Source organism: Cryocola sp. 340MFSha3.1 (assembly GCF_000383315.1).
Classification (GTDB): Bacteria; Actinomycetota; Actinomycetes; order Actinomycetales; family Microbacteriaceae; genus Leifsonia.
Genome location: NZ_KB911088.1, coordinates 1691871 through 1718174, shown reverse-complemented (window position 1 = coordinate 1718174; position 26304 = coordinate 1691871). Strand labels below are relative to the sequence as shown.

The following is a 26304-nucleotide window of genomic DNA, read 5'->3' as shown; positions in this document are numbered from 1 at the left end:
ATAGTCTAGAACGCCCGGCTAGGCCGCTGTGCCGCGGGCGAGCTCGGCCGCGACGCGCCCGGCCTCCGCCACGCCCCCGTCGCCCAGTGCCTTCACGAGCGCCGAGCCGACGATCGCGCCGTCCGCGTACTCGAGCACCTCGGCCACCTGCGCGGCCGACGAGATACCGAGTCCGACGCACGTGCTGGTCGCTCCCGCCTCGCGGAGACGGCCGACGAGCGTGCGCGCCGCCGCATCCACATCGGTGCGCGCGCCCGTGATGCCCATGGTCGAGACGGCGTAGACGAACCCGCGGCTCGCCTCCACCGCCTGCTTCAGGCGGGCGTCGGTCGAGCTGGGCGCGGCGAGGAACACGCGGTCGAGACCGACGCGGTCGGATGCGGCGAGCCAGTCGGCGCCCTCATCCGGGATGAGGTCGGGCGTGATGAGGCCTGCTCCCCCGGCCGCGGCGAGGTCGTCCGCGAAGCGGTCGACGCCGTACTGCAGCACCGGGTTCCAGTAGGTCATGACGAGCACGGGGATGTCGACCTGCGCGGTGATCTCACGGACGGCGGTGAAGCCGTCACGCAGGCGGAAGCCGGCGCTGAGCGCCTGCTGCGTCGCCGCCTGGATGACCGTGCCGTCCATCACGGGGTCGGAGTACGGCAGGCCGAGCTCGATGACGTCGACGCCGTTGTTCGCGAGCGCGACGGCCGCATCCACACTGGTCGCGAGGTCGGGGAAGCCGGCCGGGAGGTAGCCGATCAGCGCGCCCGATGCCTCGATGTTGCGGCGGGCGATCGCGTCGGCGACGCGGCTCGTGACCACGCCGCTCACGACTGCACCGCGTCCGCGTCGATCAGGTCGAAGTACCGCCCGGCGGTCTCCATGTCCTTGTCGCCGCGGCCGCTGAGGTTCACCAGGATGATGCCCTCAGGCCCGAGCTCGCGCCCGAGCGCGATGGCGCCGGCCAGCGCGTGGGACGACTCGATGGCCGGGATGATGCCCTCGGTGCGGCTGAGCAGGCGCAGGGCCTCCATGGCGTCCGCGTCCGACACCGGCCGGTACTCGGCGCGGCCGATCTTCGCGAGCCAGGCGTGCTCCGGGCCGACGCCCGGGTAGTCGAGGCCGGCGGAGATCGAGTGGGATTCGATGGTCTGGCCGTCCTCGTCCTGCAGCAGCATGGAGCGCGCGCCGTGCAGCACGCCGGGGCGGCCCTTCGTGATCGTCGCGGCGTGGCGCGGGGTGTCCGCACCCTCGCCGCCGGCCTCGAAGCCGACCAGGCGCACATCCTCGTCGTCCAGGAACGCGTGGAAGATTCCCATCGCGTTCGAGCCGCCGCCGACGCACGCGACGACGGCGTCCGGCAGGCGGCCGGTGAGCTCCTGCACCTGCTCGCGCGCCTCCTCGCCGATGATCTTCTGGAGGTCGCGCACCATCGCCGGGAACGGGTGCGGGCCCGCGACCGTGCCGAAGATGTAGTTGGTGTGCTCGACGTTCGTCACCCAGTCGCGCATGGCGTCGTTGATGGCGTCCTTGAGCGTGCGCGAGCCGGTCTTGACGGCGACGACCTCGGCACCGAGCAGACGCATCCGGGCGACGTTCAGCGCCTGGCGCTCGGTGTCGACCTCGCCCATGTAGATCGTGCACTCGAGCCCGAACAGGGCCGCGGCCGTCGCGGTGGCGACGCCGTGCTGGCCCGCGCCGGTCTCGGCGATCACGCGGGTCTTGCCGATGCGCTTCGTCAGGATGGCCTGGCCCAGCACGTTGTTGATCTTGTGCGAGCCGGTGTGGTTGAGGTCCTCGCGCTTGAGGATGATGCGGGCGCCGCCTGCGTGCTCGGCGAACCGGGGCACCTCGGTGATGATCGACGGGCGGCCGGTGTAGCTGCGGTGGAGCTCATCCAGCTCGGCATGGAACGCGGGGTCGGCCTTCGCCTCCTCCCACGCCGCCGACAGCTCGTCGAGCGCTGCGACCAGCGACTCGGGGACGAACCGCCCGCCGAAGTCGCCGAAATACGGACCCTGCTCAGTGCGGAGGGACATCAGACTCCCAAGAACTCTTCGAGCGTCGCGACGGGGTCGCTCGTGACGAGCGCCTCGCCGACGAGCACCACATCGGCGCCCGCCGCTCGGTAATGCGCGACATCGTCGGCCGTCTTCACGGCCGACTCCGCCACGCGGATGACGCCGGAGGGGATGCTGCCGGCCAGGCGGCCGAACAGGTCCCGATCCAGCTCGAACGTCGTCAGGTCGCGGGCGTTGACGCCCACGAGGCCCGCGCCGGTGTCGAGGGCGCGGCTCAGCTCGTCGGCCGAGTGCGCCTCCACCAGCGAGGTCATGCCCAGCTCGGTGATCAGCTCGTGCAGCTCGACGAGCCGCTTCTGTTCGAGCGCGGCGACGATCAGCAGCACCAGGTCGGCGCCCGCGGCGCGGGCCTCGAACACCTGGTACGGATCGGCGACGAACTCCTTGCGCAGCACCGGGATCGAGACGGCATCACGGACCGCCTCCAGGTCGGCGAGCGAGCCGTGGAAGCGGCGCTCCTCGGTCAGGACGCTGATCGCGCTGGCGCCCCCGGTCTCGTACGAGACCGCCAGGGCGGCGGGATCCGGGATGGCGGCGAGCGACCCGCGGGACGGGCTGGCGCGCTTCACCTCGGCGATGATCTTGACGCGCTCCGCCGGGGCGAGCGCGGTCAGGGCATCGAGTGCGGCGGGCCGGGCGAGCGCCGCGGCCTCCACCTCGGCGAGCGGACGCTCGTCGCGTCTCCGCTCAGCGTCCTCGAGCGCGCCGGCGACGAGGTCGGCGAGCACGGATCAGTGCCCCTTCGGGGTGTACTTGTCGCCGCCGACGCCGTACCCGGCGCGCTTCATGACCCAGCCGACGATGAGGCCGATCACCGCGAGACCCGCAGCCGCCCAGACGATGATGGGGGCGTCGAAGAAGAAGGCGATGGCGCCGATGGTGAACGCGACCAGCATGATGATCACGGCCGTCCACGCCGCCGGCGAGTGACCGTGGCCTGGCTCGACTGACTCGCTGCTCATGGGACTCCTGCACGTCGGGTGCGCGCCGCCCGGCGCGCACGGGAATTTGGAACGCACCCAGTCTAGTAGTCGCTCTTCCCCCGCCGCCCTCCACGCGCCAACCCCACCGTCGAGTCCGCAAACTTTGCACGGTTTCGCGGGCGCGGGCGTGCAAAGTTTGCGGACTCGACGGGGGTGGGAGGGGACGCGGAAGGGGAACGGACGGGAGGTCAGCGGGTGGGGTCGTCGCCGCGGGTGAGGTCGTCCCAGCTGTCGATCGCCGTGTCGCGGTCGAGGGTGGTGGGGGTCGCGGAGTCGGGCGCGTCAGTGTCCGGCGCGTCAGCGGCCGGCTCCTCGGCGGCGGCGCGGGCCTCGGCGTCGTCGGTGGGCTCCTCGTCGGCGAAGAGCTCGTCGGCGGGGCGCCCGTCCTCCCCCGCGAAGCGGGTCTGGTACTTGCGCGACGGACCGGGCCAGAGCCGCGAGAAGACGACGACCGCCGCGCTCGCCAAGATGACCAGGATGCCCGCCACGAGGGCCACCCACGGCCACAGCTCGATCGCGGACGAGTGCACCAGACGGCGGATCGAGGAGTCCCCGGCCACGCCGGTCGCCGTCGTGATCGCGGAGGTCGACGCGCCCACCGCATCCGACACCGCGCTGATCGCCGAGATGAGCACCGAGACGCCGAGCAGCAGGCCGAGCAGAGCGAGCACGATCCGGAAGACCGGACCGGCGATCGCCAGCGCAGCGGTCAGCGCCAGCCCCGCGAGCGACAGGGCGGTCAGCGCCGGCGCGGCCACCGACCCCGCCACGCTGATGGTGGTGGAGTGCTCGGCCGTGTCGGTCAGCGTGATCGTGAACCACGGCTGGGTCGCCGCCAGCAGCGCGAGACCGCTCCCCACGAGGAGGAGCAGCATCGTGGAGTACTTGACGCGGCGGCCGTTCACGGTCTCGGTCCTCACAGCACGCGCTTCATGGCGTTCGCCACGGCGACGGCGCGCAGCGGGGCTGCCGCCTTGTTCTGCGACTCCTGGAACTCGTTCTCGGGCACCGAATCGGCCACCAGTCCCCCGCCGGCCTGGACCCGCGCGACGCCGTCCATGATCGTGGCGGTGCGGATCGCGATGGCGAGGTCCGCATCCCCGGCGAAGTCGAAGTATCCGATCACGCCGCCGTAGACGCCGCGCTGGATGGGCTCCAGCTCGTCGATGATCCGCAGCGCCATCGGCTTCGGCGCGCCCGAGAGTGTTCCGGCCGGGAACGTCGCGCGGAACACGTCGATCGCCGTCGCGTCCGGCAGCAGGTCGCCCTCGACGGACGACACGATGTGCATGATGTGGCTGAACCGCTCGATGCGCATGAACTCCGTCACCTCGACGGTGCCCGCCTCGCACACCTTGAGCAGGTCGTTGCGGGCGAGGTCGACGAGCATCAGGTGCTCCGCGCGCTCCTTGTCGTCGGCGAGCAGCGACGCCTCCAGGTCGAGGTCCTGCTCCGGCGTCGCGCCGCGCGGACGCGATCCGGCGATGGGATGCGTGAATGCGCGTCCCTCCTGCACCTTCACCAGCGCCTCGGGCGACGAGCCCACGATCTGGTACGGCTCGCCGCTCGGCTTCTCCAGCGACAGCAGGTACATGTACGGGCTCGGGTTGAGCGCGCGGAGCACGCGGTAGACATCGAGCGCGGGAGCCGTGCACTCCAGCTCGAAGCGCTGCGAGATGACGACCTGGAAGATGTCGCCGTCGACGATGCGCTCCTTGGCCGTGACGACCGACGAGAGGAAGTCCTCCCGGCGCGTGCGGGAGATCGGCTCGGCCGGGATGCCGAGGTCGACGTCCTCCAGCCACGCCTCGGAAGGTTGGGCGAGCTCGCGCTGCATGCGGTCGAGACGTGCCTGCGCATCCGCCCACAGCGCGTCCGCGTCGGCGACGCCGTCGGCCAGCGCGTTGGCGACCAGCTTCACGGTGCCGGTGCGGTGATCCACGACGACGAGGTCGGCCACGAACGCGAGCGCCTGGCCGGGCACCTCGACATCGGCGGGCGGGGCGTCGGGCAGACGCTCGATCTGCCGGATCGCCTCCCAGCCGATGAAGCCGACGAGACCGCCGGTGAGCGGAGGGAGGCCCGGGATGCGGGCGGTCTGCCAGCGCGCATGCAGCGCCGCGAGAGCCTCCAGCGGCCGGAGGGAGGCCGCCGTGCCGAGGGCGCGCTCGGCGGGCAGGCCGTAGTCGAGCCAGTTCACGGCTTCGCCCTCCTGCGTCAGCACGCCGAACGACGACGCGCCGACGAACGAGAAGCGCGACCAGATGCCGCCCTGCTCGGCGGACTCCAGCAGGAACGTGCCCGGCCGGCCGGCCGCGAGCTTTCGATAGATGCCCACAGGGGTCTCCCCGTCGGCGAAGAGCTCGCGGATCACCGGGACGACGCGGTGGTCGCCGACGAGTCCGTCGAAGGCGCTCCGGGTCGTCGTGCCGCCCACGGTGTCGATCACAGGTCGGCCGCCTCGATCTCGGGGCTCGAACCCACGACCGGCTCCAGCACATCCGCGTCGAAGCAAGTGCGTGTGCCAGTGTGGCAGGCCGCGCCGACCTGCTCGACCGTGACCAGCAGGGTGTCGCCGTCGCAGTCGAGCGCGGCGCCTTTCACGTACTGCACGTGCCCGGACGTGTCGCCCTTCCGCCAGTACTCCTTGCGGGAGCGCGACCAGAACGTCACCCGGCCCTCGCTCATGGTGCGGCGGAACGCCTCCGCGTCCATCCACCCCATCATCAGCACCTCGCGGGTGTCCCACTGCTGGATGATCGCCGGCACCAGCCCGGTGTCGGTGAAGCGGATGCGCTCCAGCACCGCATCGGTCGTCGTCGCGTTCATCGGCGGACCTCCATCCCGGCCGCGGCCAGTTCGTCCTTCACCTGCTCGATCGTCAACTCACCCTGGTGGAACACACTCGCCGCGAGCACGGCGTCGGCTCCCGCCTGGATGGCCGGAACGAAATGCTCCAGCGCCCCCGCGCCGCCCGAGGCGATCACGGGAACGCTGCTCAGGGCGCGCATCTCGCGGATGAGCTCCAGGTCGAAGCCCTCCTTGGTGCCGTCGGCGTCGATGGAGTTGACCAGCAGCTCCCCCGCGCCCAGCTCGATCGCGCGCGCCGCCCACTCCAGGGCGTCGAGGTCGGTCTCCGTGCGCCCGCCGTGCGTCGTCACGACGAAACCGGACGGCGTCGCGGCCGAGCGCTTCACATCCAGCGACAGCACCAGCACCTGCGCGCCGAACCGGGCGGCGATCTCGGAGATCAGCTCCGGGCGCGCGATCGCGGCCGAGTTGACACCCACCTTGTCGGCACCGTGGCCGAGGAGCTTCGCCACATCCTCGGGGCTACGCACGCCGCCGCCGACGGTGAGCGGGATGAAGACCTGCTCGGCCGTCGCCCGCACCACGTCGTACGTGGTGGCGCGGTCGTCGACGGTCGCCGTCACATCCAGGAAGGTCAGCTCGTCCGCGCCCTGCTCGAAGTACCGCCGGGCGAGCTCGACCGGGTCGCCCTGGTCGCGCAGGTTCTGGAAGTTCACGCCCTTCACGACGCGGCCGGCGGCCACGTCGAGACAGGGGATCACCCGGACCGCGACGCTCATCAGATCCGCGCAGCGTGGATGGAGGTGACCAGGATGGCGCGGGCGCCCAGCTCGTACAGGTCGTCCATGATGTGGTTGGTCTGCTCGCGCTTGATCATCACGCGCACGGCCACCCACTCCGGCTCCCCCAGCGGAGAGACGGTCGGCGACTCGACGCCCGGCGTCAGCGCGACCGCCTTCTCGAGCAGTGCGACAGGGAGGTTGTAGTCGATCAGCACGTACTGGCGGGCGACCATGACGCCCTGCAGCCGGCGCACCAGCGTGTCCACCCCGGCGGCCGGCGACGGGGACGAGATGAGCACGGCCTCCGACTCCAGGATGACCGGTCCGAAGATCTCCAGCCCCTGCTTGCGCAGGGTGGAACCCGTCTCGACGACGTCGGCGACCGCGTCGGCGACGCCGAGCCGCACGGCCGACTCGACCGCTCCGTCCAACTTGATCAGGGAGGTGCTGACACCGTGCTCGCCGAGGAACGCGCCCACGAGGCCCGGGTAGCTCGTCGCGACGCGCTTGCCCTCCAGGTCGGCCAGCTCGGCGAACACGCCGGCCGGACCGGCGAACCGGAACGTCGACGCGGCGAAGTCGAGGGCGCTGATCTCGGCGGCGGGTGAGCCCGAGTCGAGCAGCAGGTCGCGGCCGGTGATGCCGACGTCGAGCGCGCCGGAGCCGACGTAGGTGGCGATGTCACGCGGGCGCAGATAGAAGAACTCGACGCCATTGCGGGCGTCGGTGACGATGAGCTCCTTCGGGTCGCGGCGGCCGACATAGCCGGCCTCGTGCAGCATCTGCGCCGCGGTCTCGGAGAGGGAGCCCTTGTTGGGGACGGCGATCTTCAGCATTCGCAGGTCTTTCGTGACGTGATCGGACGAGTGGATGGGCCTAGGTACGGCGAAAAGGCTGGTCCATCACAGATGTCGGTACACGTCGGCCGGCGTCAGTCCCTTGGCGAGGAGCAGGACCTGCAGGTGGTAGAGCAGCTGCGAGATCTCCTCGGCGGTGGCCTCGTGGGACTCGTACTCGGCGGCCATCCAGACCTCGGCGGCCTCCTCGACGATCTTCTTGCCGATGGCGTGCACGCCGGCGTCGAGCTCGCGGACGGTGCCGGAGCCCTCCGGGCGGTCCTGCGCCTTCTGCGCGAGTTCGGCGAAGAGGTCGTCGAAGGTTTTCACCTCTCCAGCGTACCGGTCCGCCCGAGCCGGTCAGACATTCGTGCCGAATGTGCGGTATGCCTCGCTGATTCCGCACATTCGGCACGAATGTGCGGAGTACGGGTCAGTGGAGGTGCGGCAGCGCGGCGGCACGGAGGGCCGCGATGCGGTCCGCCGGCTCTCCGCGGAAGACGCTGGAGCCCGCCACGAACGTGTCCGCCCCGGCTGCGGCCGCCGTGACGATCGTCTCCTCGGTGATGCCGCCGTCCACCTGCAGCCACACGTCGAGACCCCGCGCCTCGACGGCCTGCCGGAGCGCGTTCAGTTTCGGCATGGTCTCCGGCATGAACGACTGGCCGCCGAATCCCGGCTCGACCGTCATGACGAGCACCTGGTCGAACTCCTCGAGCAGGTCGAGGTACGGCTCGATGCCGGTGCCCGGCTTGACCGCGATGCCCGCCCGCGCGCCGATCGAGCGCAGGCGGCGCGCCAGTGCGACGGGATCGTGCGCGGCCTCGGCGTGGAAGGTCACCGAGTACGCCCCGAGCTCCGCGTACCCCGGCGCCCAGCGGTCCGGGTCGTCGATCATCAGGTGCACATCCAGCGGGACGGGGCTCACCTCCTGGATGCGGCCCACCATCTGCGGCCCGAACGTCAGGTTCGGGACGAAGTGGTTGTCCATCACGTCGACGTGCACCAGGTCGGCGGTCGCGATGCGCTCCACCTCGGTCTGCATATTGACGAAGTCGGCGGCCAGGATGCTGGGGTTGATGCGGACGCGCGGGTCGATCCGGTCGGCGGAAGGGGTCGAAGCCATGACTCCAGCCTAGGCGGAGCGCTTGCGGAGCAGCGCGATGAACATCCCGTCGGTGAGGTGCCGGTGCGGCCACAGCTGGACGGTGTCGCCGTCGCCCGCGAGATCGAGCCGTTCGACGGCGATGGACTGCAGGGTGTCGGCGGTCGCCTGCGGTTCGAGCAGGTCGCCGTGGCGCTCACGCGCGTCGGCGACGACCCCGCGGGTCTCGGCGAGGTGCGGTGAGCAGGTCACGTAGGCGAGCAGGCCGCCGGGCTTCAGAGCGGCGATGGCCGAGTCGAGCAGCGCGGACTGCAGCGCGGTCAGCTCGGCGACATCCCGTGGGCTCTTCCGCCAGCGCGCCTCCGGGCGGCGACGGAGCGCGCCGAGCCCGGTGCACGGGGCGTCGAGCAGGATGCGGTCGAACGCTTCGGGATGCTCGGCGCCGACGACCGTGCCGTCCAGCTCCCAGACGGGCACCTCCAGCGGCACCGGAGCGAGCGCGCGCCGAACCAGCTCGGCGCGGGCGGGGACCAGCTCGTTCGCGACCAGGGTCGCGCCGCCGGTCAGCGCCTCGGCGGCGAGCAGAGCCGCCTTCCCGCCGGGGCCGGCGCACAAGTCGAGCCAGCGCTCCCCCGGCCGCACCGGCTCCGCGCGGGTCAGCGCGAGGGCGGCCAGCTGCGAGCCCTCGTCCTGCACGCGGATGCGTCCCTCGGTCTTCTCGACGATCCCGAAAGGGTCGCCGCCGCCGACGGTGAAGCCGGGAGGCGAGAAACGGTCGTCGCGGGCGTCGTCCGGCTTGTCGACGAGACCGGGCAGTGCGATGAGGTTGACCCGCGGCGCGGTGTTGTCGGCCTCCAGGAGCTGCTCCAACTCCTCCACCCGGCCCTCGGCGTCGAGCGACCGGCGCAGCGCGCGGACCACCCAGACGGGATGCGAGTACAGCGCCGACAGGCGGTCGTCGTCGTTCTTCGCCCGCGACGCCACCTCATCCCGCCACTCGTCGGGAGTGTGGCGGCCGATCTCGCGCAGCACGCCGTTCACGAAGCCGGTGCCCGAGCGGCTGCCGACGCTGCGCGCCAGCCCGACCGACTCGTTGACCGCCGCGTGCGACGGGACGCGCATCGACAGCAGCTGGTGCGCGCCCAGCCGCAGCACGTCGAGGAGAGGCGGGTCGATCCGCTCGACGTCACGGCCCGCCGCGATGGCGATGACCCGGTCGTAGTAGCCCTGCATCCGCAGCGTGCCGTAGGTCAGCTCGGTGGCGAGGCCGGCATCCGCCGGGGAGAGCCCGGCGCGGGCGATGCGCGTCGGAAGGAGGAGGTTGGCGTAGGCGTCGGAGTCGCTGACGGCCTGCAGCACGTCGAGTGCGACCTGGCGGGCGGGCTGGACGCGGGTCTGCGGCGGACCAGAACGCGGACGGGGCCGACGGTCGCGGTTGCGGTCGTCGCGCGGCGCGTTCATGCGAACACCACCCCGGTCGACCCGGCGGAGGAGGCCGACGCGGAGGCGACTCCACGCAGCCAGTCGGCGGCGGGCATCGCGCGCTTCCCGGCCGGCTGGACGGTGACGAGCTCCAGCGGAGCGGTCCCGGTCCCGACGAGCACCCGCTTGCCGCGCAGCTCGACCGCGCCAGGAGCCACGGGCTCCTCACCGTCGGTCGTCCGCGCTTCGTGCACCTTGAACCGCTCGCCGTCCAGCAGCACGAACGCGCCCGGCTCGGGCGTCACGCCACGCAGCCGCGCGGAGACCCGCTCGGCCGGTTCGGTCAGGTCGAGCCGCGCATCCTCGAGCGTCAGCTTCGGCGCCAGCGTGACTTCACCCTCCTGTGGCGTTGCGACGGCCGTGCCCGCGGCCAGCGCGTCGGCGGTGTCGGCCAGTAGGGCCGCGCCCTCCTGGGCCAGGGCGGAGAGGAGCTCGCCGGCCGTCTCATCCGGGCCGATGGGGCGTCGCAGCTCGGCGTACACATCCCCCGCGTCGAGCTCCGGCACGAGATGGAAGACCGCCGCGCCGGTCTCGGTGTCCCCGGCGATCACGGCGCGCTGCACGGGCGTGGCGCCCCGCCAGCGCGGGAGCAGGGAGAAGTGGAGGTTGACCCAGCCGAGGCGCGGAAGCGACAGCAGCGGCTCGCGCACCAGGCCGCCGTACGCCACCACCACGCCGAGGTCGGGCTGCAGGGCGGCGATGTGCTCGGTCACATTGTCGCCGAGGCGGTTCGCCTTGATCACCGGCAGCCCGAGACGCTCCGCAGCCTCCGCGACGGGCGATGGGGTCAGCACGCGCTTGCGGCCGAGCGGCGCATCCTCACGGGTGACGACGGCGACCACCTCGTGCCGGGCCGCGACGGCCTCCAGGGACGGGAGGGCGACGGCCGGCGTTCCGGCAAAGACGATGCGCATGGAGAAGGTTCTTTCGGTTCGGGACGGCGACCCAGCCTACTCTGCGAAGCTCATGACCGGCCGCGAGCGGCGGCAGCCCGGGGTCGGCTCCTAGAGGATCTCGGGATCGTCGAAGCGCACCCGGAGCGTCGGGGCCGGACGGTAGCCCGGCCGTCCCGCCGGCGCGCGACGACGTCGGGTCGCGTTCTTCACGACGGCGGCACGGACGGACGCCGCGACGTCAGCGCCGTGCGCGTACTCGAACCGCAGCACGGCGCGGACGAGGTCGGGCCCGGAGCGGGCGGCGCGCGCCGACGGACCCTCCGCCTCCACCGGCGCGGGCCCCAGCACGTCGATGAGGAGCGAGCGGTCCACCGCATCCAGCACTTCGGTCACGGTGGCCTCCGACCCGGTGACCGAGGCGAGACGCACCGCGGGCGGGAAGCGCAGCTCGCGGCGGTCCACCAGCTCCTCGTGCGCGAACTCGACCAGGCGCCCGGTCGCGAAGTCGCGCGCCAGCGGTCCCCCGACGCCGACCAGGACGGTCGGGGCGCCGGGTGCGGCGAGCCCGGCCGCGCTCTGCCACCAGCGCAGACAGTCCTCGGCGACGTGCAGGCTCTCGCGCGCCAGCATCCGCTCGCCGTCCAGCAGCAGCACCGCCTGGTACCCGCCCTCGGCGATCGGCTCGGCGCCGCGGGTCGCGACGACGAGCGCGGGCGCCGACCCGACGCGCTGCACGGGATGATCGCCGTCGGCGAGGATGACGCGCGTGCCGGGGAACGCGCGTCCCAGCTCCTCCGCGGTGCGGCCCGAGCCGACGGTGACCAGCCGGAACCGCCGGTGCTCGCAGTGCTCGCACTGCCAGTCGGTCGCGAGCCGGCCGCAGACGGTGCACGACGGCGGCGAGCCCGCCCGCGTCTGGTGCAGCGCGCCCTTGCAGTTCATGCACCGCGCCGCCTGGCCGCAGTTCGCGCAGGCGATCACCGGAGCGTAGCCGGGGCGCCCGACCTGCACGAGCACCGGGCCGCGCGGCCGTCCGCTCTCGCCGTTGAGCGCCTCACGGGCGGCGCGCCAGGCCGTCGACGGGATGCGTGCGGCGCGGGCCATCGGCTCGGGCGCCTGCTGGTTGGCGGTGAGCACCACCTTCGGGGTCTGGATGCGCTCCGGCGCGATGTCGCGCAGCCAGCCGAGCTCCACCAGGCGCTGCGCCTCAACGCTGCGGATGTTGCCGCTCAGCACCAGAGCGCAGCCATCGAGCTCCTGCCGAACGAGGGCGGCATCCCGCGTGTGCACATACGGGCTCAGCGGCTCGGCGTGCAGAGGGTCGCTGTCCTCCCAGACCGCGATCAGGCCGAGCCGCTCGGCGGGGGCGTAAACGACCGAGCGGTTGCCGATGACGATGCGCGGACCGGAGAGCGCCTCCAGGAAGCCGCGGTACCGGTCGGGGTTCGCCTGCCCGGCGTCGGCGCGCACGACCGCGTGCGCGGGAGCGGTGACCGCGAGTGCTGCGGCCAGCTGCTCCAGGTCGCGGTGATCGGGAACGGCGACGATCGCGGTGCGGCCGCCGCGCCAGCAGTCGGCGGCCAGCGCCGCCAGGGTGACCGCCCACTCGCCGACCCAGGTGCCGTCGGGCAGCGGCACGAGGCGCGGGATGGCGCGGAGCGCGATCCGCTCGCCGCGCGCGACCGCATCCTCCAGCACCCGCTCTCCGTACCCGCGCACCGCCACGGCCGCCCCCGACAGCTCCTGAGTTTTTCGGCCCTCCGATGGCGTGTCGGGCGGAAAAACTCCGGAGCTGTCGGCGGCGGCGGATCGCGCCGAGAGCCACGCCTTCTCGACGCGCACCATCCGGCCGGGGACGGCCAGGCGCAGGATGTCGCTCGCCGTACCGGCGCTCCGATCCGCGAGCCGCCGCGCCAGCCGCCACACGCTCGGCGTGAGCACCTGTGCGGGCGAGACGACGGCCTCCAGCGGGCTCAACGTCCCGTCGTACCCGTCGTCCGGCTCGCCGACCTCGACCAGGTAGCCGTCGGCGACACGGCCGGCCGACCGCAAGGGGACGCGCACGCGCACGCCCGGCTGCGCCTCGGCGGCGAGCTCCTCGGGGATGCTGTAGTCGAAGAGGTGGTCGAGCTGCGGGAGCGGCGAGTCGAGGACCACCCGGGCGACCCGTCCGGCCGCCGCCACCGCTAGATCCCCGCGGCCGAGCGCAGGTCGTCGACGCGGTCGAGCCGCTCCCAGGTGAACTCGGGGAGCTCGCGGCCGAAGTGCCCGTAGGTGGCCGTGCGCGCGTAGATCGGGCGGAGCAGGTCGAGGTCGCGGATGATCGCGGCCGGCCGCAGGTCGAAGACGTCGCGGATCGCGCCGATGATGCGCTCCTCCGGAACCTTCGCGGTTCCGAACGTCTCGACGTACAGCCCGACGGGCGCCGCCTTGCCGATCGCGTACGCGATCTGCACCTCGAGCCGGTCGGCGAGGCCTGCGGCGACGGCGTTCTTCGCCACCCAGCGCATGGCGTACGCCGCCGAGCGGTCGACCTTCGACGGGTCCTTGCCCGAGAACGCGCCACCGCCGTGGCGGGAGGCCCCGCCGTAGGTGTCGACGATGATCTTGCGGCCGGTGAGACCCGCGTCGCCCTTGGGGCCGCCGATCTCGAAGCGTCCGGTCGGGTTGATGAGAGTCCGGATGTGCGAGGTCTCGAGCCCGGCGGCGTGCATCACCGGGTTGATGACCTCTTCGATGACCTCCGCCTGCAGCTGCTCATTGGAGACCTGCGGGGCGTGCTGCGTCGACAGCACGACCGTCTGCACCGACTTCGGGACCGCGCCCTCGTAGCCGATGGTCACCTGGGTCTTGCCGTCGGGCCGGAGGTAGTCGAGCGTCCCGTCCTTGCGGACGGACGCGAGGCGCTCCGCGAGTCGATGCGCGAGCCAGATCGGCAGCGGCATGTACTGCGGGGTCTCGGTGGTGGCGTAACCGAACATGATGCCCTGGTCGCCAGCACCCTGACGGTCGAGGTCGTCGTGGCTCTGCTCCGCGCGCGTCTCGAGGGCGTTGTCGACGCCCTGCGCGATGTCGGGCGACTGTGCGCCGATCGACACGGACACGCCGCACTGGGTGCCGTCGAAGCTGACGTCGGACGAGTCGTACCCGATCTCGACCAGCTTGTTGCGCACCAGGGCCGGGATCTCGACGTAGCCGTTCGAGGTCACCTCGCCGGCGACGTGCACGAGACCGGTGGTGACGAGGGTCTCCACGGCGGCCCGGCTGTGCGGGTCGACGGTGAGCAGCGCATCCAGAATGCTGTCGGAGATCTGGTCGCAGATCTTGTCCGGGTGCCCTTCGGTGACGGACTCGGACGTGAAGAGACGCAGATCTGCCATTGTTCTCCCTGGTCGACGGGGCGCTTGTCTCACGACCGGATTCCTCCGGCGCAAGCGTGTTTACGCGATGACGTCGAGGATACGGTCGGCCACCGACAGCTTGCTGCCCGAGGCCTCCATTACTATATCGCCGCCCTTGCGCAGGACCACGACCTCATTGCTCTCCGTTGCGAAGCCCTGCGACCAGCCCACCTGATTGAGCACGAGGAAGTCGCTGCCCTTGGCGGCGAGCTTGGTGCGGCCGAGCTCGATGAGGGCCTGCGGGTCCGGCTCGGTCTCGGCCGCGAACCCGACGACGACCTGGTCGTCGCGCTTGTGCGCGGAGAGCCCGGCGAGGATGTCGGGGTTGGCCACCAGCTCCAGCGTCAGGGTGTCGCCGTGGTCCGACTTCTTGATCTTGGCCTCGCGGGTCTCGGCCGGACGGTAGTCGGCGACGGCCGCTGTCATGATGACGACGTCGGCGGCGCGGGCAGCCTCCTCGACCGCCTCTTGCAGTTCGAGCGCGGTCTGCACCTCGATGAGCTCGACGCCCTCCGGCGGTTCCACCTCGAGGTGCGCGGCGATCAGCACCACGTCGGCGCCGCGAGCCTGCGCGGCGCTGGCGATGGCGACCCCCTGTCGACCGCTCGACCGGTTGCCGAGAAAGCGGACGGGATCGAGCGGCTCGCGCGTCCCCCCGGCGGTGATGACCACGCGCTTCCCGGCGAGGTCCACGCCGCCGCGTGGGCGCCGGGCGGCCTCGTTGGCGCGGCGTCGCTCGGAGAGCACCACCACGTCGTTCACCGCAGGAGCCTCGGCCGCGGACCCCGCGGGAAGGGCGGCGGGCGCGTCAGCGGGGGCTTCGACCGCGCGCGGCATCGCCCCGGCGGCACGCAGGGCGGCCCGGACGATGACCTCCGGCTCCTCCATGCGGCCGGGGCCGGAGTCGGCGCCGGTCAGCTGACCGCTCGCCGGCCCGACGACCGTGACGCCGCGGCTGCGCAGGGTTGCGATGTTCGCGACCGTGGCCGGGTTGCGCCACATCTCCGTGTGCATCGCGGGCGCGATGACCAGAGGCGCGGTGGACGCGAGGACGGTGTTGCCGAGCAGGTCGTCGGCCAGGCCGGCGGCGAGCTTCGCGATGGTGTTCGCGGTCGCCGGGGCGATCACGATCAAGTCGGCGGACTGGCCGATCGCGACGTGACGGACCTCGGCGACGCCCTCGTACAGGTCGGTCGCGACCGGGTTGCGGCTGATCGCCTCGAGCGTCGGTCGCCCGACGAACCGCAGAGCGGCCTCCGTCGCGACCACGTGCACCGAGTGACCCTCGAGGACCAGGGCGCGGATGACACCGACGGCTTTATACGCAGCGATGCCGCCGGTCACTCCGACGACGATGGTCAATCGTGGGCTCAACGGCGGCACCTCTCCTCGGCCGGGGCCTCCCGGCTGCGGTCGTCCTGCGGTGTTGTCTTCTGCCTCTGTCTTACTCGGCGGCGATCGGCTTCAGGACGAGCTTGTCCTCGTTGATCTCGTGGAGCGCGACCGACAGCGGCTTGTCGTCGACGGACGAGTCGACCAGCGGGCCGACGTTGTCGAACAGGCTGCCCTCGTGGAGGTCGGCGTAGTAGTCGTTGATCTGGCGGGCCCGCTTGGACGCGAAGATCACGAGCGCGTACTTGGACTCGACGCGCGACAGGAGGTCGTCGATGGGCGGGTCGATGATGCCGTTGTTGCTGGTGGCCATGGATGCTCCTTGCTCTGGGCGATCGGGCGCTGAGCCGGATCGGACGACCGCGAGAGGCGGCCGAGGACGGTGGGCGCGCCGGCGACGGCGCGGAGGAAGGTCATGGACGCGCTGGCGCCGCACGGACCTTCATCAAGTCTACGACCTCGCGGGCCGCCTCGGCGACGTCGTGGTTGACGACCTTGTAGTCGAACTCGTCCTGGGCGGCCAGCTCGACCTTTGCCGTCTCCAGACGCCGCTGCTGCTCGGCCGCATCCTCCGTGCCACGCCCGATGAGGCGCCGCACCAGTTCGTCCCAGGTCGGCGGGAGGAGGAAGATCAGGCGGGCCTCCGGCATCGACTCGCGCACCTGGCGGGCGCCCTGGAGGTCGATCTCCAGCAGCACGCTGCGTCCGGCGGCGAGGGCTTTCTCGATCGGAGCGCGCGGCGTGCCGTAGCGGTAGGCGTTGTGCACGGTGGCGTGCTCGAGCAGCTCGCCGGCGGCGATCATCCGGTCGAACTCGGCGTCATCGACGAAGTAGTAGTTGATCCCGTCGACCTCGCCCGGGCGCGGCGCACGCGTGGTCGCGGAGACCGACAGCAGCACGTCGGGATAGTGCTCCCGGATGTAAGTGGAGACGGTGCCCTTGCCGACCGCGGTCGGACCGGCCAGCACGACCAGCCGGTTGCGCTGGCGCGCGCTGCGGTTCTCGCGCTCGATGAGGTACTGGCGCAGCCGGAGCCGCTGGTGGCGCCCCAGGCCGCCGAGGCGCTTCGCAGGCGAGATGGCGAGGCGGTCCAGGGCCTCCTTCATCTTCGTCGTGCCGATGGCGGGCACGCTGAGCAGGAACTCGGTCACGCGCAGGCGCCCCTCGACGCCCTCCGGGTCGGCGGTCGCGCGGTCGAGCACGACGAGCGGCGATACCTCGCGCGAGGCGATCGCGGCCTTCACCGCGGCACGAGCACGGCGCGCGGCGACGGCGGCCTGCGAGGCGGCCTGACGGTCGACCTCGGGCGGTGCAGGGCGCAGGGAGGCAGCCTCCCGGGTGGATGCGGCCTCAGACATGCGCGGACCGCACCTCCTCGGCGCGACGCGCGATCGCGTCGGCCAGACCCGCGGGCCCTGCCGTGAGGAGCCCGCGCGACTCGCTGACGATCACACCGGTCGCGAGCGAACCGAACAGCCGCGGCGCGTCCTCGACCCGGGCGCCCTGGTGCCCGAATCCGGGCGCGAGCACCGGGAGTGCAGGTGTCCGCTCCCCCGCCGTCGCCACATCGATCCCGTAGTGGGCGAGCTCGACGGTCGCGCCGAGCACCAGCCCGACCGATCCGAAGGGCGCGCCGCCCGGCTGCTCCTGATTGAACGAATGCACGTCTTCGATGATCGCACGAGCGACAGACTGTCCCGCCCGAGGCCCGGAGCGGACGACGGCCTGCTGCACATCCGCCGCCTCCGGGTTGGAGGTCGCGGCCAGGACGAAGAGTCCCTTGCCGGCCCGCTCCCCCAGCGCCATGGCGTCGGCGAGCGACCCGACCCCCTGGTAGGCGGCGACGGTCATCGCGTCGGCCTCCAGAGGAGACCCGGGAGTCAGCCACGCCTCCGCGTAGGCCGTGACGCTCGTTCCGATGTCGCCGCGTTTGACGTCGGCGATCACCAGGAGACCGGCGGCACGAGCGGCGGCCAGCACCTGCTCCAGCGCGCCGTAGCCCGCGGCGCCGAAACGCTCGAAGAAGGCCACCTGCGGCTTGACGATCCCCGCCCGGCCGGCTGCGGCCTCCACCACCGTCAGCCCGAAGGAGCGGAGGCCGTCGGCCGACGCCGGGAGCCCCCAGGCCTCGAGCAGGTGCGCGTGCGGGTCGATGCCGACGCACAGCCGCCCCTCCTCGGCGAACACCCCCGCGAGGCGCTCCCCGAACCGCGCCCGGCGCCCGGCCGACGGCTCCTGAGTTTTTCGGCCCGCCACCGGCGTGTCGGACGGAAAAACTCCGGAACTGTCGGCTGCGGGAGCGGGGGTCGTCATGCTCGGGCGGCCCTCTCGACGGCGTACTCCTGGAGGGACTTCACGTCGAAGCCCTCGCGGATGGCGTCCAGCGACGCGACAGCGGCGCTGAGCTCGGCGATGGTCGTGAAGAGCGGCTTGTCCGCCGCGACCGCCGCGGCACGGATCTCGTACCCGTCGGCGCGGGCGGACCGCCCGCTCGGGGTGTTGATCACCACATCCACCTCGGCACGGTTGATGATGTCGACGATCGAGTCGCCGCCGCTCTCCTGTGCCTCGCTGTGCTTGCGCACGATGCGCGCCGCGATCCCGTTGCGGTTCAGCACCTCGGCCGTTCCCTCGGTCGCGACGATCTCGAAGCCGAGCTGGTGCAGCCGGAGCACCGGGAGCACAACAGCCCGCTTGTCGCGGTCGGAGACGGACACGAACGCCGTCCCGCCGAGCGGCATGCCGCCGTACGCGGCCGACTGGCTCTTCGCGAACGCCGTCGGGAAGTCCTTGTCGATGCCCATGACCTCACCGGTCGAGCGCATCTCCGGGCCGAGCACCGAGTCGACGACGGTGCCCTCCTTCGTCCGGAACCGCTTGAACGGCAGCACGGCCTCCTTCACGGCGACAGGCGAATCCATCGGGATGCGCGAGCCGTCCTGATCGGGCAGCAGGCCCTCGGCGACCAGGTCGGCGATCGTCTCGCCCACCATGATGCGCGAGGCCGCCTTGGCGAGCGGGATGCCGAGCGCCTTCGAGACGAACGGCACCGTCCGCGACGCGCGCGGGTTGGCCTCGAGCACGTAGAGCACGCCCGCGCCGATCGCGAACTGCACGTTCAGCAGGCCGCGCACGCCGATGCCCTCGGCGATCTTCCGTGTGGCCTCGCGCACGCGGTCGATCTCGCGGCGGCCGAGCGTGATCGGCGGGAGGGTGCACGACGAGTCGCCCGAGTGGACACCGGCCTCCTCGATGTGCTCCATCACGCCGCCGATGTACAGCCGCTCGCCGTCGAACAGGGCGTCGACGTCGATCTCGATCGCGTCGTCGAGGAAGCGGTCGACCAGCAGTGGATGCGACGGGCCGACGATGCCCTGGCCCGCGACCCGCTCGAAGTAGTCGGCGAGCGACGCGCTGTCGTACACGATCTCCATGCCGCGACCGCCGAGAACGAAGCTCGGACGCACCAGCACCGGGTAGCCGATCTGCTCGGCGACGTGCGAAGCGCTCGGGAAGTCGACGGCGGTGCCGTTGCGCGGCGCGACCAGGCCGGCGTCGTCGAGGATCCCGGAGAACAGTCCGCGCTCCTCCGCCAGGTCGATGGCCTCCGGCGTGGTGCCGAGGATCGGGACGCCCGCGGCCTCGAGGCCCTTCGCGAGCCCCAGCGCCGTCTGGCCGCCGAGCTGCACGACCACGCCGACGAGCTCGCCGGACTGCGACTCCGCGTGGATGATCTCCAGCACGTCCTCCAGCGTCAGCGGCTCGAAGTAGAGCCGGTCGCTGGTGTCGTAGTCGGTCGACACCGTCTCGGGGTTGCAGTTGATCATGATCGTCTCGAACCCGGCGTCGTGCAGCGCGAACGACGCGTGCACGCACGAGTAGTCGAACTCGACGCCCTGCCCGATGCGGTTCGGACCGGAGCCCAGGATGACGACCTTGCGCTTGTCGCTCGGCTCCACCTCGGTCTCCAGGTCGTAGCTGGAGTAGTGGTACGGCGTGAGCGCCGGGAACTCGCCCGCGCAGGTGTCCACCGTCTTGTACACCGGCCGGACGCCGAGGATGTGGCGCACTTCGCGCACGTCGGCCTCGCCGAAGCCGCGCAGCTCGCCGATCTGCGCGTCCGAGAACCCGTGGTCCTTGGCGTAGCGCAGCGTGTCGGTGTCGAGCGTCGGGGCGTCGCGGATCTGGTCGGCGACCTCGTTGATCAGGACGATCTGGTCGATGAACCAGGGGTCGATCTTCGTGGCCTCGAACACCTGCTCCGGCGTCGCGCCGAGGCGCAACGCCTGCTGGACGTCGACGATGCGGCCGTCGGTCGGCGTCGCGATCGAGTCGAGCAGCTCGTCCACGGTGCGCGTCTGCGGCCCCCAGTGGAACGACGAGCCGCGCTTCTCGAGCGACCGGAGCGCCTTCTGCAGCGCCGAGCTGAAGCTGCGGCCGATGGCCATCGCCTCGCCGACCGACTTCATGGTCGTCGTCAGCGTCGGGTCGGCGGCCGGGAACTTCTCGAACGCGAACCGCGGGACCTTGACGACGATGTAGTCGAGCGTCGGCTCGAAGCTCGCCGGGGTCACCTTGGTGATGTCGTTCGGGATCTCGTCCAGGCGGTAGCCGATGGCGAGCTTCGCCGCGATCTTCGCGATCGGGAAGCCGGTCGCCTTCGACGCGAGCGCCGAGGAGCGGGAGACGCGCGGGTTCATCTCGATGACGATGATGCGGCCGTTCTCCGGGTTCACCGCGAACTGGATGTTGCAGCCGCCGGTGTCGACACCCACCGCGCGGATGATGTCGATGCCGATGTCGCGCATCCGCTGGTACTCGCGGTCGGTCAGCGTGAGCGCCGGGGCGACCGTGATCGAGTCGCCGGTGTGCACGCCGACCGGGTCGACGTTCTCGATGGAGCAGACGACGACCGTATTGTCGGCCGTGTCGCGCATGAGCTCGAGCTCGTACTCCTTCCAGCCGAGGATCGACTCCTCCAGGAGCACCTCGCTGGTCGGGCTCTGGTGGATGCCGTCGCCGGCGATGCGGCGGAGCTCCTCCGGGGTGTGCGCGAAGCCCGAGCCGAGTCCGCCCATCGTGAACGAGGGCCGGACCACGAGCGGGTAGCCGAGGTCCTCGGCGAACTCGAGGGCCTCATCCACCGTGTGGGCGATGTGGGAGCGCGCGACCTCGGCGCCCGCCTCCACGACGAGCTCCTTGAAGATCTGGCGGTCCTCGCCCTTCTGGATCGCCTCGAACTTCGCGCCGATCAGCTCGACGCCGTACTTCTCGAGGATGCCGTGCTCATGCAGCTGCATGGCCGCGTTGAGCGCCGTCTGTCCGCCCAGGGTCGGGAGGATCGCGTCCGGGCGCTCCTTGGCGATGATCGTCTCGATGACCGGCCAGGTGATCGGCTCGACGTAAGTCGCGTCGGCGAAGTCGGGGTCGGTCATGATCGTCGCCGGGTTGGAGTTGACGAGGATGACGCGGACGCCCTCCGCCTTCAGCACGCGGCAGGCCTGGGTGCCGGAGTAGTCGAATTCGACCGCCTGGCCGATGACGATCGGCCCGGAGCCGATGACCAGGACCGAATTAATGTCGTTGCGTTTAGGCATTCTGATCTCGCTTGTCTGTTTGAACCTCGGTCGCAAGCTCCCTCGGCGCTGGGTTCGCAGGACCGCTCCGCGCTCCTCTTGAGCTCCACCGCGCGCGTTTGGGCATCAGGCGTTCTCCTGGTTCTCGGTGCCGGCGGACTGGTCGGCGTGCTGAGCGCGCACCATGTCCAGGAAGCGGTCGAAGAGGTAGTTGGCGTCGTGCGGGCCCGCGGCCGCCTCGGGGTGGTACTGCACGCTGAAGGCGTTCAGGTCGAGGCAGTTCAGGCCCTCGACGACGTTGTCGTTGAGGGAGAAGTGGCTCACCTCGACGCGGCCGAAACCGGCAGGCGAGTCGAAGGACGCGTCGATCGGCGCCTTCACCGCGAAGCCGTGGTTCTGCGCGGTGATCTCCACACGGCCTGTGCGCTTGTCGAGCACCGGCTGGTTGATCCCGCGGTGGCCGAACGGCAGCTTGTAGGTGTCGAGGCCGAGCGCGCGGCCGAGCAGCTGGTTGCCGAAGCAGATGCCGAAGTACGGCAGCCCGGCGCGCAGCGTCTCCTGCAGGAGCGCGACATGCTTGTCGGAGGCCTGGGGGTCGCCGGGGCCGTTCGAGAAGAACAGTGCCGAGACGCCGAGGTCGAGCACATCCTGCGCGGACACCTGCTGCGGGAGGACGTGGACGTCGAGCCCGCGGGCGGCGAGGTTCTCCAGCGTGGACTTCTTCACGCCGAGGTCGAGGACGGCCACCGAGCCGACCTTCTCGCCGACGGCCGGGACGGTGTACGGCTCGATCGTCGACACCTCGGCCGACAGGTTGCGGCCCTTCATGGGCGCTCCGGCGAGCACCAGATCCAGCTGCTCGCTGTCGCTCAGCGCGAAGTCGTCGCCGGAGAAGACGCCGGCGCGCATGGCACCGGCCGAGCGGATGTGACGGGTCACGGCGCGCGTGTCGATGCCGCTGATCCCGACGACGCCCTGGGCGACGAGGTCGTCGTCGAGGCTCCGCTGGGCGCGGAAGTTGGAGACGACGCGGCTGGGCTCGCGCACGACGTAGCCGGCGACCCAGATCTGGCGCGACTCCATGTCCTCGTCGTTCGTGCCGGTGTTGCCGATGTGCGGCGCCGTCATGAGGACGATCTGGCCCGCGTACGACGGGTCGGTCAGCGTCTCCTGGTACCCGGTCATCCCGGTGGCGAACACGGCCTCGCCGAGCGTGCGCCCACGGGCGCCGTAGGCCCGGCCGACGTACCGTTTTCCGTCTTCGAGGACGAGCACTGCGGGTTCTGCAGCGAGCACGTCACACCTCCTTGTCGTTCGGGCGGTCGACGCCCGTCGTGTCGTCGCCGGTGGTCTCCGCACCGGCCGTGCCTGCGGTGTCCGACCGCGGCACGAGATCTTCGATGGCCGCGGCGAGCTGCGCGCGGCCGGCCGGGTCGACGACCCGGACGTAGCTGTCGGCGGCGGTGCCGCCGCTGGTGGTCCAGCCGAGGCGGAGCAGGCCGTCCTTCTCGACGACGCGGTCGATGGCGACGCTCGCGGCGCCGATGCCGGTGACGACGGCGGCCGGGATGAACACCGGCTGCTCCCCCGTCACCGCGAGCTCGACGCCCTCCGGCCGGACGGTCACCGTCGCCGTCCCGCGGAACGCAAGCCCCGGCAGGGTGAGCCGCTCCAGGGGCTGACCGGCGCGGGTCGTCGCGACGTACAGCACCTCGGTGGAGGCGGTCGGCGCGCTCAGCGTTCCCGGGGTGGAGTAGCCGCCGCCGGATGCCGTGTCGCGCCGCACGCGCCGGCGCCAGCCGACGACCGCCAGTGCGAGCACGATGACGACGACCGCGAGGATCCCGAGGGTGGGGAGCACCTTATCCATGCGCCGTCACCCCCGCTCCGGCGGCCAGACGCCCGGCGTCGACCACGGTGCCGTCGAGCACGGTCGCCCGGCCCTGGTGGAAGGTCGCCACGACACGTCCGGGCAGCGTCAGCCCGAGGTAGGGCGAGTTGACGCCCTTGCCCGCGAGGTCGCCGGTCGAGAACGTGCGCGACGCGGTCGGGTCGTAGAGGAAGAGGTTCGCCGCAGCGCCCGCGGCCAGCGGCGCGCCGTGGCCGTCCAGCCGGCCGATCTTCGCCGGGGTGGCGGACAGGACGCGCGCGATGTCGGCCCAGCCGAGCATCCCGTTGTCCACGACCGACGCCTGCACCACCGAGAGCGCCGACTCGAGGCCGACCATGCCGAACGCGGCGGCATCCCACTCGCAGTCCTTCGACTCGACGGGATGCGGAGCGTGGTCGGTGGCGACGATGTCTATCGTGCCGTCGGCGAGGCCGGCGCGGAGCGCCTCGACGTCCTCCCGGCTGCGCAGCGGCGGGTTCACCTTGTAGCGCGCGTCATAACCGGTCGCCAGCTCCTCGGTGAGAGCGAGATGATGCGGGGTGACCTCGGCGGTCACGTCGATGCCGCGGGCCTTCGCCCAGCGGATCACGTCGACGCTACCGGCCGTCGAGACGTGGCAGACGTGCAGGCGCGAGCCGACGTGCTCGGCGAGGAGCACATCCCGGGCGATGATCGACTCCTCGGCCACCGCCGGCCAGCCCGCCAGACCCAGCTCGCCCGAGAGCGCGCCCTCGTTCATCTGGGCGCCCTCGGTCAGGCGCGGCTCCTGCGCGTGCTGGGCGATGACGCCGTCGAACGCCTTCACGTACTCCAGCGCCCGGCGCATCAGCAGCGGGTCGGAGACGCACTTGCCGTCGTCGGAGAACACCCGGACACGGGCACGGGACTGCGCCATCGCGCCCAGCTCGGCGAGGCGCTCGCCCGCGAGTCCCACCGTCACGGCGCCGATCGGGCGGACGGTCGCGTAGCCGGCGGCCTCGCCCAGGCTCAGCACCTGCTCCACCACGCCAGCGGTGTCGGCCACCGGCGACGTGTTCGCCATGGCGAACACCGCCGTGAAACCGCCCGCGGCCGCGGCGCGCGTACCGGTCAGGACGGTCTCGCTCTGCTCGTAGCCGGGCTCGCGCAGGTGCGTGTGCAGGTCGACCAGTCCGGGCAGCGCGAGCAGCCCGTCCGCGTCGATCGCCGTCGCGCCCGCAGCGCTCAGCCCGGTACCGGTCTCCACGATCCGGCCGCCCTCGACCAGAAGGTCGGTCCGGGTGCCGTCGGCCAGCGTCGCGCCGCCGATCAGGAATCTCTCGTCCACACTCACCTCACACCGCCGGGCCGTACCTGTTCGGGACCTGCACCCGACAGCAGCAGGTACAGGGCTGCCATCCGCACGGAGACGCCGTTCGCGACCTGCTCCCGGACCGTCGAGCGCGGGGAGTCCGCGGCCGCGGCCGAGATCTCCAGCCCGCGGTTCATCGGTCCCGGGTGCATCACAATGCTATCGGCCCGCAGCCGGCCCAACCGTTCCTCGTCCAGCCCCCAGCGTCGCGTGTATTCGCGTGTGGTCGGGAAGAACGCGGCGTTCATCCTCTCGGCCTGGATGCGGAGCATCATCACGACGTCGGGTCCCTCCGCGATCGCCGCGTCGAGGTCGTAGCCGACCGTGGCCGGCCAGCCGGACACATCCACCGGCAGCAGGGTCGGCGGTGCGACCAGCGTGACGTGGGCGCCGAGCGTGCGCAGCAGCCACACGTTCGAGCGCGCGACGCGCGAGTGGAGGATGTCGCCGACGATCGCGACGCTCACGCCGTCGAGGTCCTTGCCGCGCGATGCGGTGCCGTGGAGGCGGCGGCGCATCGTGAACGCGTCGAGCAGCGCCTGGGTCGGGTGCTCGTGCGTGCCGTCGCCGGCGTTGACGATGCCCGCGTCGATCCAGCCGCTCGCCGCGAGCGTCTGCGGAGCGCCGGACGACCCGTGACGGATCACCACGGCGTCCGCGCCCATCGCCTGCAGCGTCTGGGCGGTGTCCTTGAGGCTCTCGCCCTTCGAGACGCTGGAGCCCTTCGCCGAGAAGTTGATCACATCGGCCGAGAGGCGCTTCGCGGCGGCCTCGAACGAGATGCGCGTTCGCGTGGAGTCCTCGAAGAACAGGTTGACGACGGTCTTGCCGCGCAGGGTCGGGAGCTTCTTGACCTCGCGGTCCTGCACATCCGCCATGTCCTCGGCGATGTCGAGCAGCCGGATGGCGTCCTCGCGCGGGAGGTCGCGGGTGGAGAGCAGGTGCCTCATGCGTCGGCCTCCTGCGTCGCGTTCGGTTCGGCGTTCGGGTCCTCGATGGTGACCGACTCGTCGCCGTCCACGTCGGCGAGCCGCACGTAGATACGCTCCGACGCGGCCGACGGCAGGTTCTTGCCCACGAAGTCGGCGCGGATCGGCAGCTCGCGATGGCCGCGGTCGACCAGCACCGCGAGGCGTACGGCCCGGGGGCGGCCGAGGTCGCTCACCGCGTCCAGGGCTGCGCGGATGGTCCGGCCCGAGAACAGCACGTCGTCGACCAGCACGACGGTCTTGCCGTCGATCGGGCCGGGCAGTGAGGTGGGCTGCGGCGTGCGCGTGGGATGCCGCGAGAGGTCGTCGCGGTACATGGTCACGTCGAGCGCGCCCACGATGTCCGCCGGCAACGCGATGGCCGCCGGTTCGATGCGCTGGATGTTCTCGGCGATCCGCCGCGCGAGCACGACGCCGCGGGTCGGGATCCCGAGGATCACCAGGTCGTCCGTTCCCCGGTTGGACTCCAGGATCTCGTGAGAGATCCGAGTCAACGCCCGGGCGATGTCAGCCTGTTGCAGCACGGTGCGCGCTGTCATGCCGACCTCCTTCCCCGCCTCACAGGACGGCTCTTAAAGGATGCCTACGTCGCCCACCCTATCAGCCTCCCGCCGCCAGTCGCCGCCGTCCCCCACTCCGAAAACGGAGGAGTCCGCGGGTGTCCGCCCTTCGTATCCCCTCCCTTTCCCGCCGACACTCCGGGCGGGACGTCGGAAGTCCTCCGTTTCTCCGCAGCGCCCGCCAACCGGCAGGGATGGGCGAAA

Annotated in this window: 25 protein-coding genes; all 25 read right to left on the bottom strand. The window is 71.7% G+C overall.

All coding sequences use genetic code 11. The features are described from left to right. Nucleotides 1–18 precede the first annotated feature (18 nt). On the bottom strand, nucleotides 19–816 hold the full coding sequence (gene trpA / locus H284_RS0119340; protein WP_020077507.1) for a tryptophan synthase subunit alpha: 798 nt from the start codon (nucleotides 814–816) through the stop codon (nucleotides 19–21). Next, nucleotides 813–2024 (bottom strand): tryptophan synthase subunit beta, encoded by a 1212-nt coding sequence (gene trpB, locus H284_RS0119335; protein WP_020077506.1) that lies wholly within the window; start codon nucleotides 2022–2024, stop codon nucleotides 813–815. Before trpB ends, trpA begins: the two co-directional genes overlap by 4 nt. Further along, nucleotides 2024–2794 (bottom strand): indole-3-glycerol phosphate synthase TrpC, encoded by a 771-nt coding sequence (gene trpC / locus H284_RS0119330; RefSeq protein WP_020077505.1) that lies wholly within the window; start codon nucleotides 2792–2794, stop codon nucleotides 2024–2026. Before trpC ends, trpB begins: the two co-directional genes overlap by 1 nt. Nucleotides 2795–2797: 3 nt before the next feature. Then, complete coding sequence (locus H284_RS0119325) at nucleotides 2798–3028, bottom strand: DUF6704 family protein (RefSeq protein ID WP_018191184.1); 231 nt, start codon at nucleotides 3026–3028, stop codon at nucleotides 2798–2800. 209 nt (nucleotides 3029–3237) lie between these two features. Further along, a complete protein-coding gene (locus H284_RS0119320) occupies nucleotides 3238–3969 on the bottom strand; it encodes a Trp biosynthesis-associated membrane protein (RefSeq protein WP_020077504.1) in 732 nt (243 codons plus the stop codon). Beyond that, nucleotides 3966–5498, bottom strand: a complete 1533-nt coding sequence (locus H284_RS0119315; protein ID WP_020077503.1) for an anthranilate synthase component I — start codon at nucleotides 5496–5498, stop codon at nucleotides 3966–3968. The genes H284_RS0119320 and H284_RS0119315 overlap by 4 nt, the downstream gene beginning before the upstream one ends. Beyond that, nucleotides 5495–5878, bottom strand: a complete 384-nt coding sequence (gene hisI, locus H284_RS0119310) for a phosphoribosyl-AMP cyclohydrolase (protein ID WP_020077502.1) — start codon at nucleotides 5876–5878, stop codon at nucleotides 5495–5497. Before hisI ends, H284_RS0119315 begins: the two co-directional genes overlap by 4 nt. Further along, a complete protein-coding gene (gene hisF / locus H284_RS0119305; protein WP_018191188.1) occupies nucleotides 5875–6639 on the bottom strand; it encodes an imidazole glycerol phosphate synthase subunit HisF in 765 nt (254 codons plus the stop codon). Before hisF ends, hisI begins: the two co-directional genes overlap by 4 nt. Next, complete coding sequence (gene hisG / locus H284_RS0119300; protein ID WP_020077501.1) at nucleotides 6639–7478, bottom strand: ATP phosphoribosyltransferase; 840 nt, start codon at nucleotides 7476–7478, stop codon at nucleotides 6639–6641. The genes hisF and hisG overlap by 1 nt, the downstream gene beginning before the upstream one ends. A gap of 66 nt (nucleotides 7479–7544) precedes the next feature. Then, a complete protein-coding gene (locus H284_RS0119295; RefSeq protein WP_020077500.1) occupies nucleotides 7545–7808 on the bottom strand; it encodes a phosphoribosyl-ATP diphosphatase in 264 nt (87 codons plus the stop codon). A 103-nt stretch (nucleotides 7809–7911) separates the two neighbouring features. Further along, nucleotides 7912–8604 carry a ribulose-phosphate 3-epimerase gene (gene rpe, locus H284_RS0119290; RefSeq protein ID WP_020077499.1) on the bottom strand — a complete coding sequence of 231 codons (693 nt, stop codon included), beginning with the start codon at nucleotides 8602–8604 and terminating at the stop codon, nucleotides 7912–7914. Nucleotides 8605–8613: 9 nt separating this feature from the next. Next, nucleotides 8614–10044 (bottom strand): RsmB/NOP family class I SAM-dependent RNA methyltransferase, encoded by a 1431-nt coding sequence (locus H284_RS0119285; RefSeq protein WP_020077498.1) that lies wholly within the window; start codon nucleotides 10042–10044, stop codon nucleotides 8614–8616. Then, nucleotides 10041–10979 carry a methionyl-tRNA formyltransferase gene (gene fmt / locus H284_RS0119280; protein WP_020077497.1) on the bottom strand — a complete coding sequence of 313 codons (939 nt, stop codon included), beginning with the start codon at nucleotides 10977–10979 and terminating at the stop codon, nucleotides 10041–10043. Before fmt ends, H284_RS0119285 begins: the two co-directional genes overlap by 4 nt. Nucleotides 10980–11069: 90 nt before the next feature. Next, nucleotides 11070–13145 carry a primosomal protein N' family DNA-binding protein gene (locus H284_RS0119270; protein ID WP_020077495.1) on the bottom strand — a complete coding sequence of 692 codons (2076 nt, stop codon included), beginning with the start codon at nucleotides 13143–13145 and terminating at the stop codon, nucleotides 11070–11072. A 2-nt stretch (nucleotides 13146–13147) separates the two neighbouring features. Next, entirely contained in the window at nucleotides 13148–14341 is a 1194-nt protein-coding gene (gene metK / locus H284_RS0119265; protein ID WP_018191195.1) for a methionine adenosyltransferase, read from the bottom strand. 60 nt (nucleotides 14342–14401) lie between these two features. Beyond that, nucleotides 14402–15724: a bifunctional phosphopantothenoylcysteine decarboxylase/phosphopantothenate synthase gene (locus tag H284_RS0119260; protein ID WP_020077494.1), complete on the bottom strand. Its 1323-nt coding sequence runs from the start codon at nucleotides 15722–15724 to the stop codon at nucleotides 14402–14404. Between the two features lie 82 nt (nucleotides 15725–15806). Beyond that, complete coding sequence (rpoZ, locus tag H284_RS0119255; RefSeq protein WP_018191197.1) at nucleotides 15807–16067, bottom strand: DNA-directed RNA polymerase subunit omega; 261 nt, start codon at nucleotides 16065–16067, stop codon at nucleotides 15807–15809. A 100-nt stretch (nucleotides 16068–16167) separates the two neighbouring features. After that, a complete protein-coding gene (gmk, locus tag H284_RS0119250) occupies nucleotides 16168–17112 on the bottom strand; it encodes a guanylate kinase (protein ID WP_020077493.1) in 945 nt (314 codons plus the stop codon). Continuing rightward, nucleotides 17105–18067, bottom strand: coding sequence for an orotidine-5'-phosphate decarboxylase (gene pyrF / locus H284_RS0119245; protein ID WP_286132345.1), 963 nt, complete (start codon nucleotides 18065–18067; stop codon nucleotides 17105–17107). Before pyrF ends, gmk begins: the two co-directional genes overlap by 8 nt. Then, complete coding sequence (gene carB / locus H284_RS0119240) at nucleotides 18064–21351, bottom strand: carbamoyl-phosphate synthase large subunit (protein ID WP_020077491.1); 3288 nt, start codon at nucleotides 21349–21351, stop codon at nucleotides 18064–18066. Before carB ends, pyrF begins: the two co-directional genes overlap by 4 nt. A gap of 105 nt (nucleotides 21352–21456) precedes the next feature. After that, nucleotides 21457–22626, bottom strand: a complete 1170-nt coding sequence (carA, locus tag H284_RS0119235) for a glutamine-hydrolyzing carbamoyl-phosphate synthase small subunit (RefSeq protein WP_231371289.1) — start codon at nucleotides 22624–22626, stop codon at nucleotides 21457–21459. A 1-nt stretch (nucleotide 22627) separates the two neighbouring features. Next, nucleotides 22628–23200, bottom strand: coding sequence for a PH-like domain-containing protein (locus tag H284_RS0119230; protein ID WP_231371288.1), 573 nt, complete (start codon nucleotides 23198–23200; stop codon nucleotides 22628–22630). Beyond that, the gene (locus H284_RS0119225) at nucleotides 23193–24527 is read right to left on the bottom strand and encodes a dihydroorotase (RefSeq protein WP_020077490.1); all 1335 of its coding nucleotides are present in this window, start codon (nucleotides 24525–24527) and stop codon (nucleotides 23193–23195) included. The genes H284_RS0119230 and H284_RS0119225 overlap by 8 nt, the downstream gene beginning before the upstream one ends. A gap of 2 nt (nucleotides 24528–24529) precedes the next feature. Then, a complete protein-coding gene (locus tag H284_RS0119220; protein WP_018191204.1) occupies nucleotides 24530–25501 on the bottom strand; it encodes an aspartate carbamoyltransferase catalytic subunit in 972 nt (323 codons plus the stop codon). After that, nucleotides 25498–26079 (bottom strand): bifunctional pyr operon transcriptional regulator/uracil phosphoribosyltransferase PyrR, encoded by a 582-nt coding sequence (pyrR, locus tag H284_RS0119215; protein ID WP_020077489.1) that lies wholly within the window; start codon nucleotides 26077–26079, stop codon nucleotides 25498–25500. Before pyrR ends, H284_RS0119220 begins: the two co-directional genes overlap by 4 nt. Nucleotides 26080–26304: the final 225 nt, after the last annotated feature.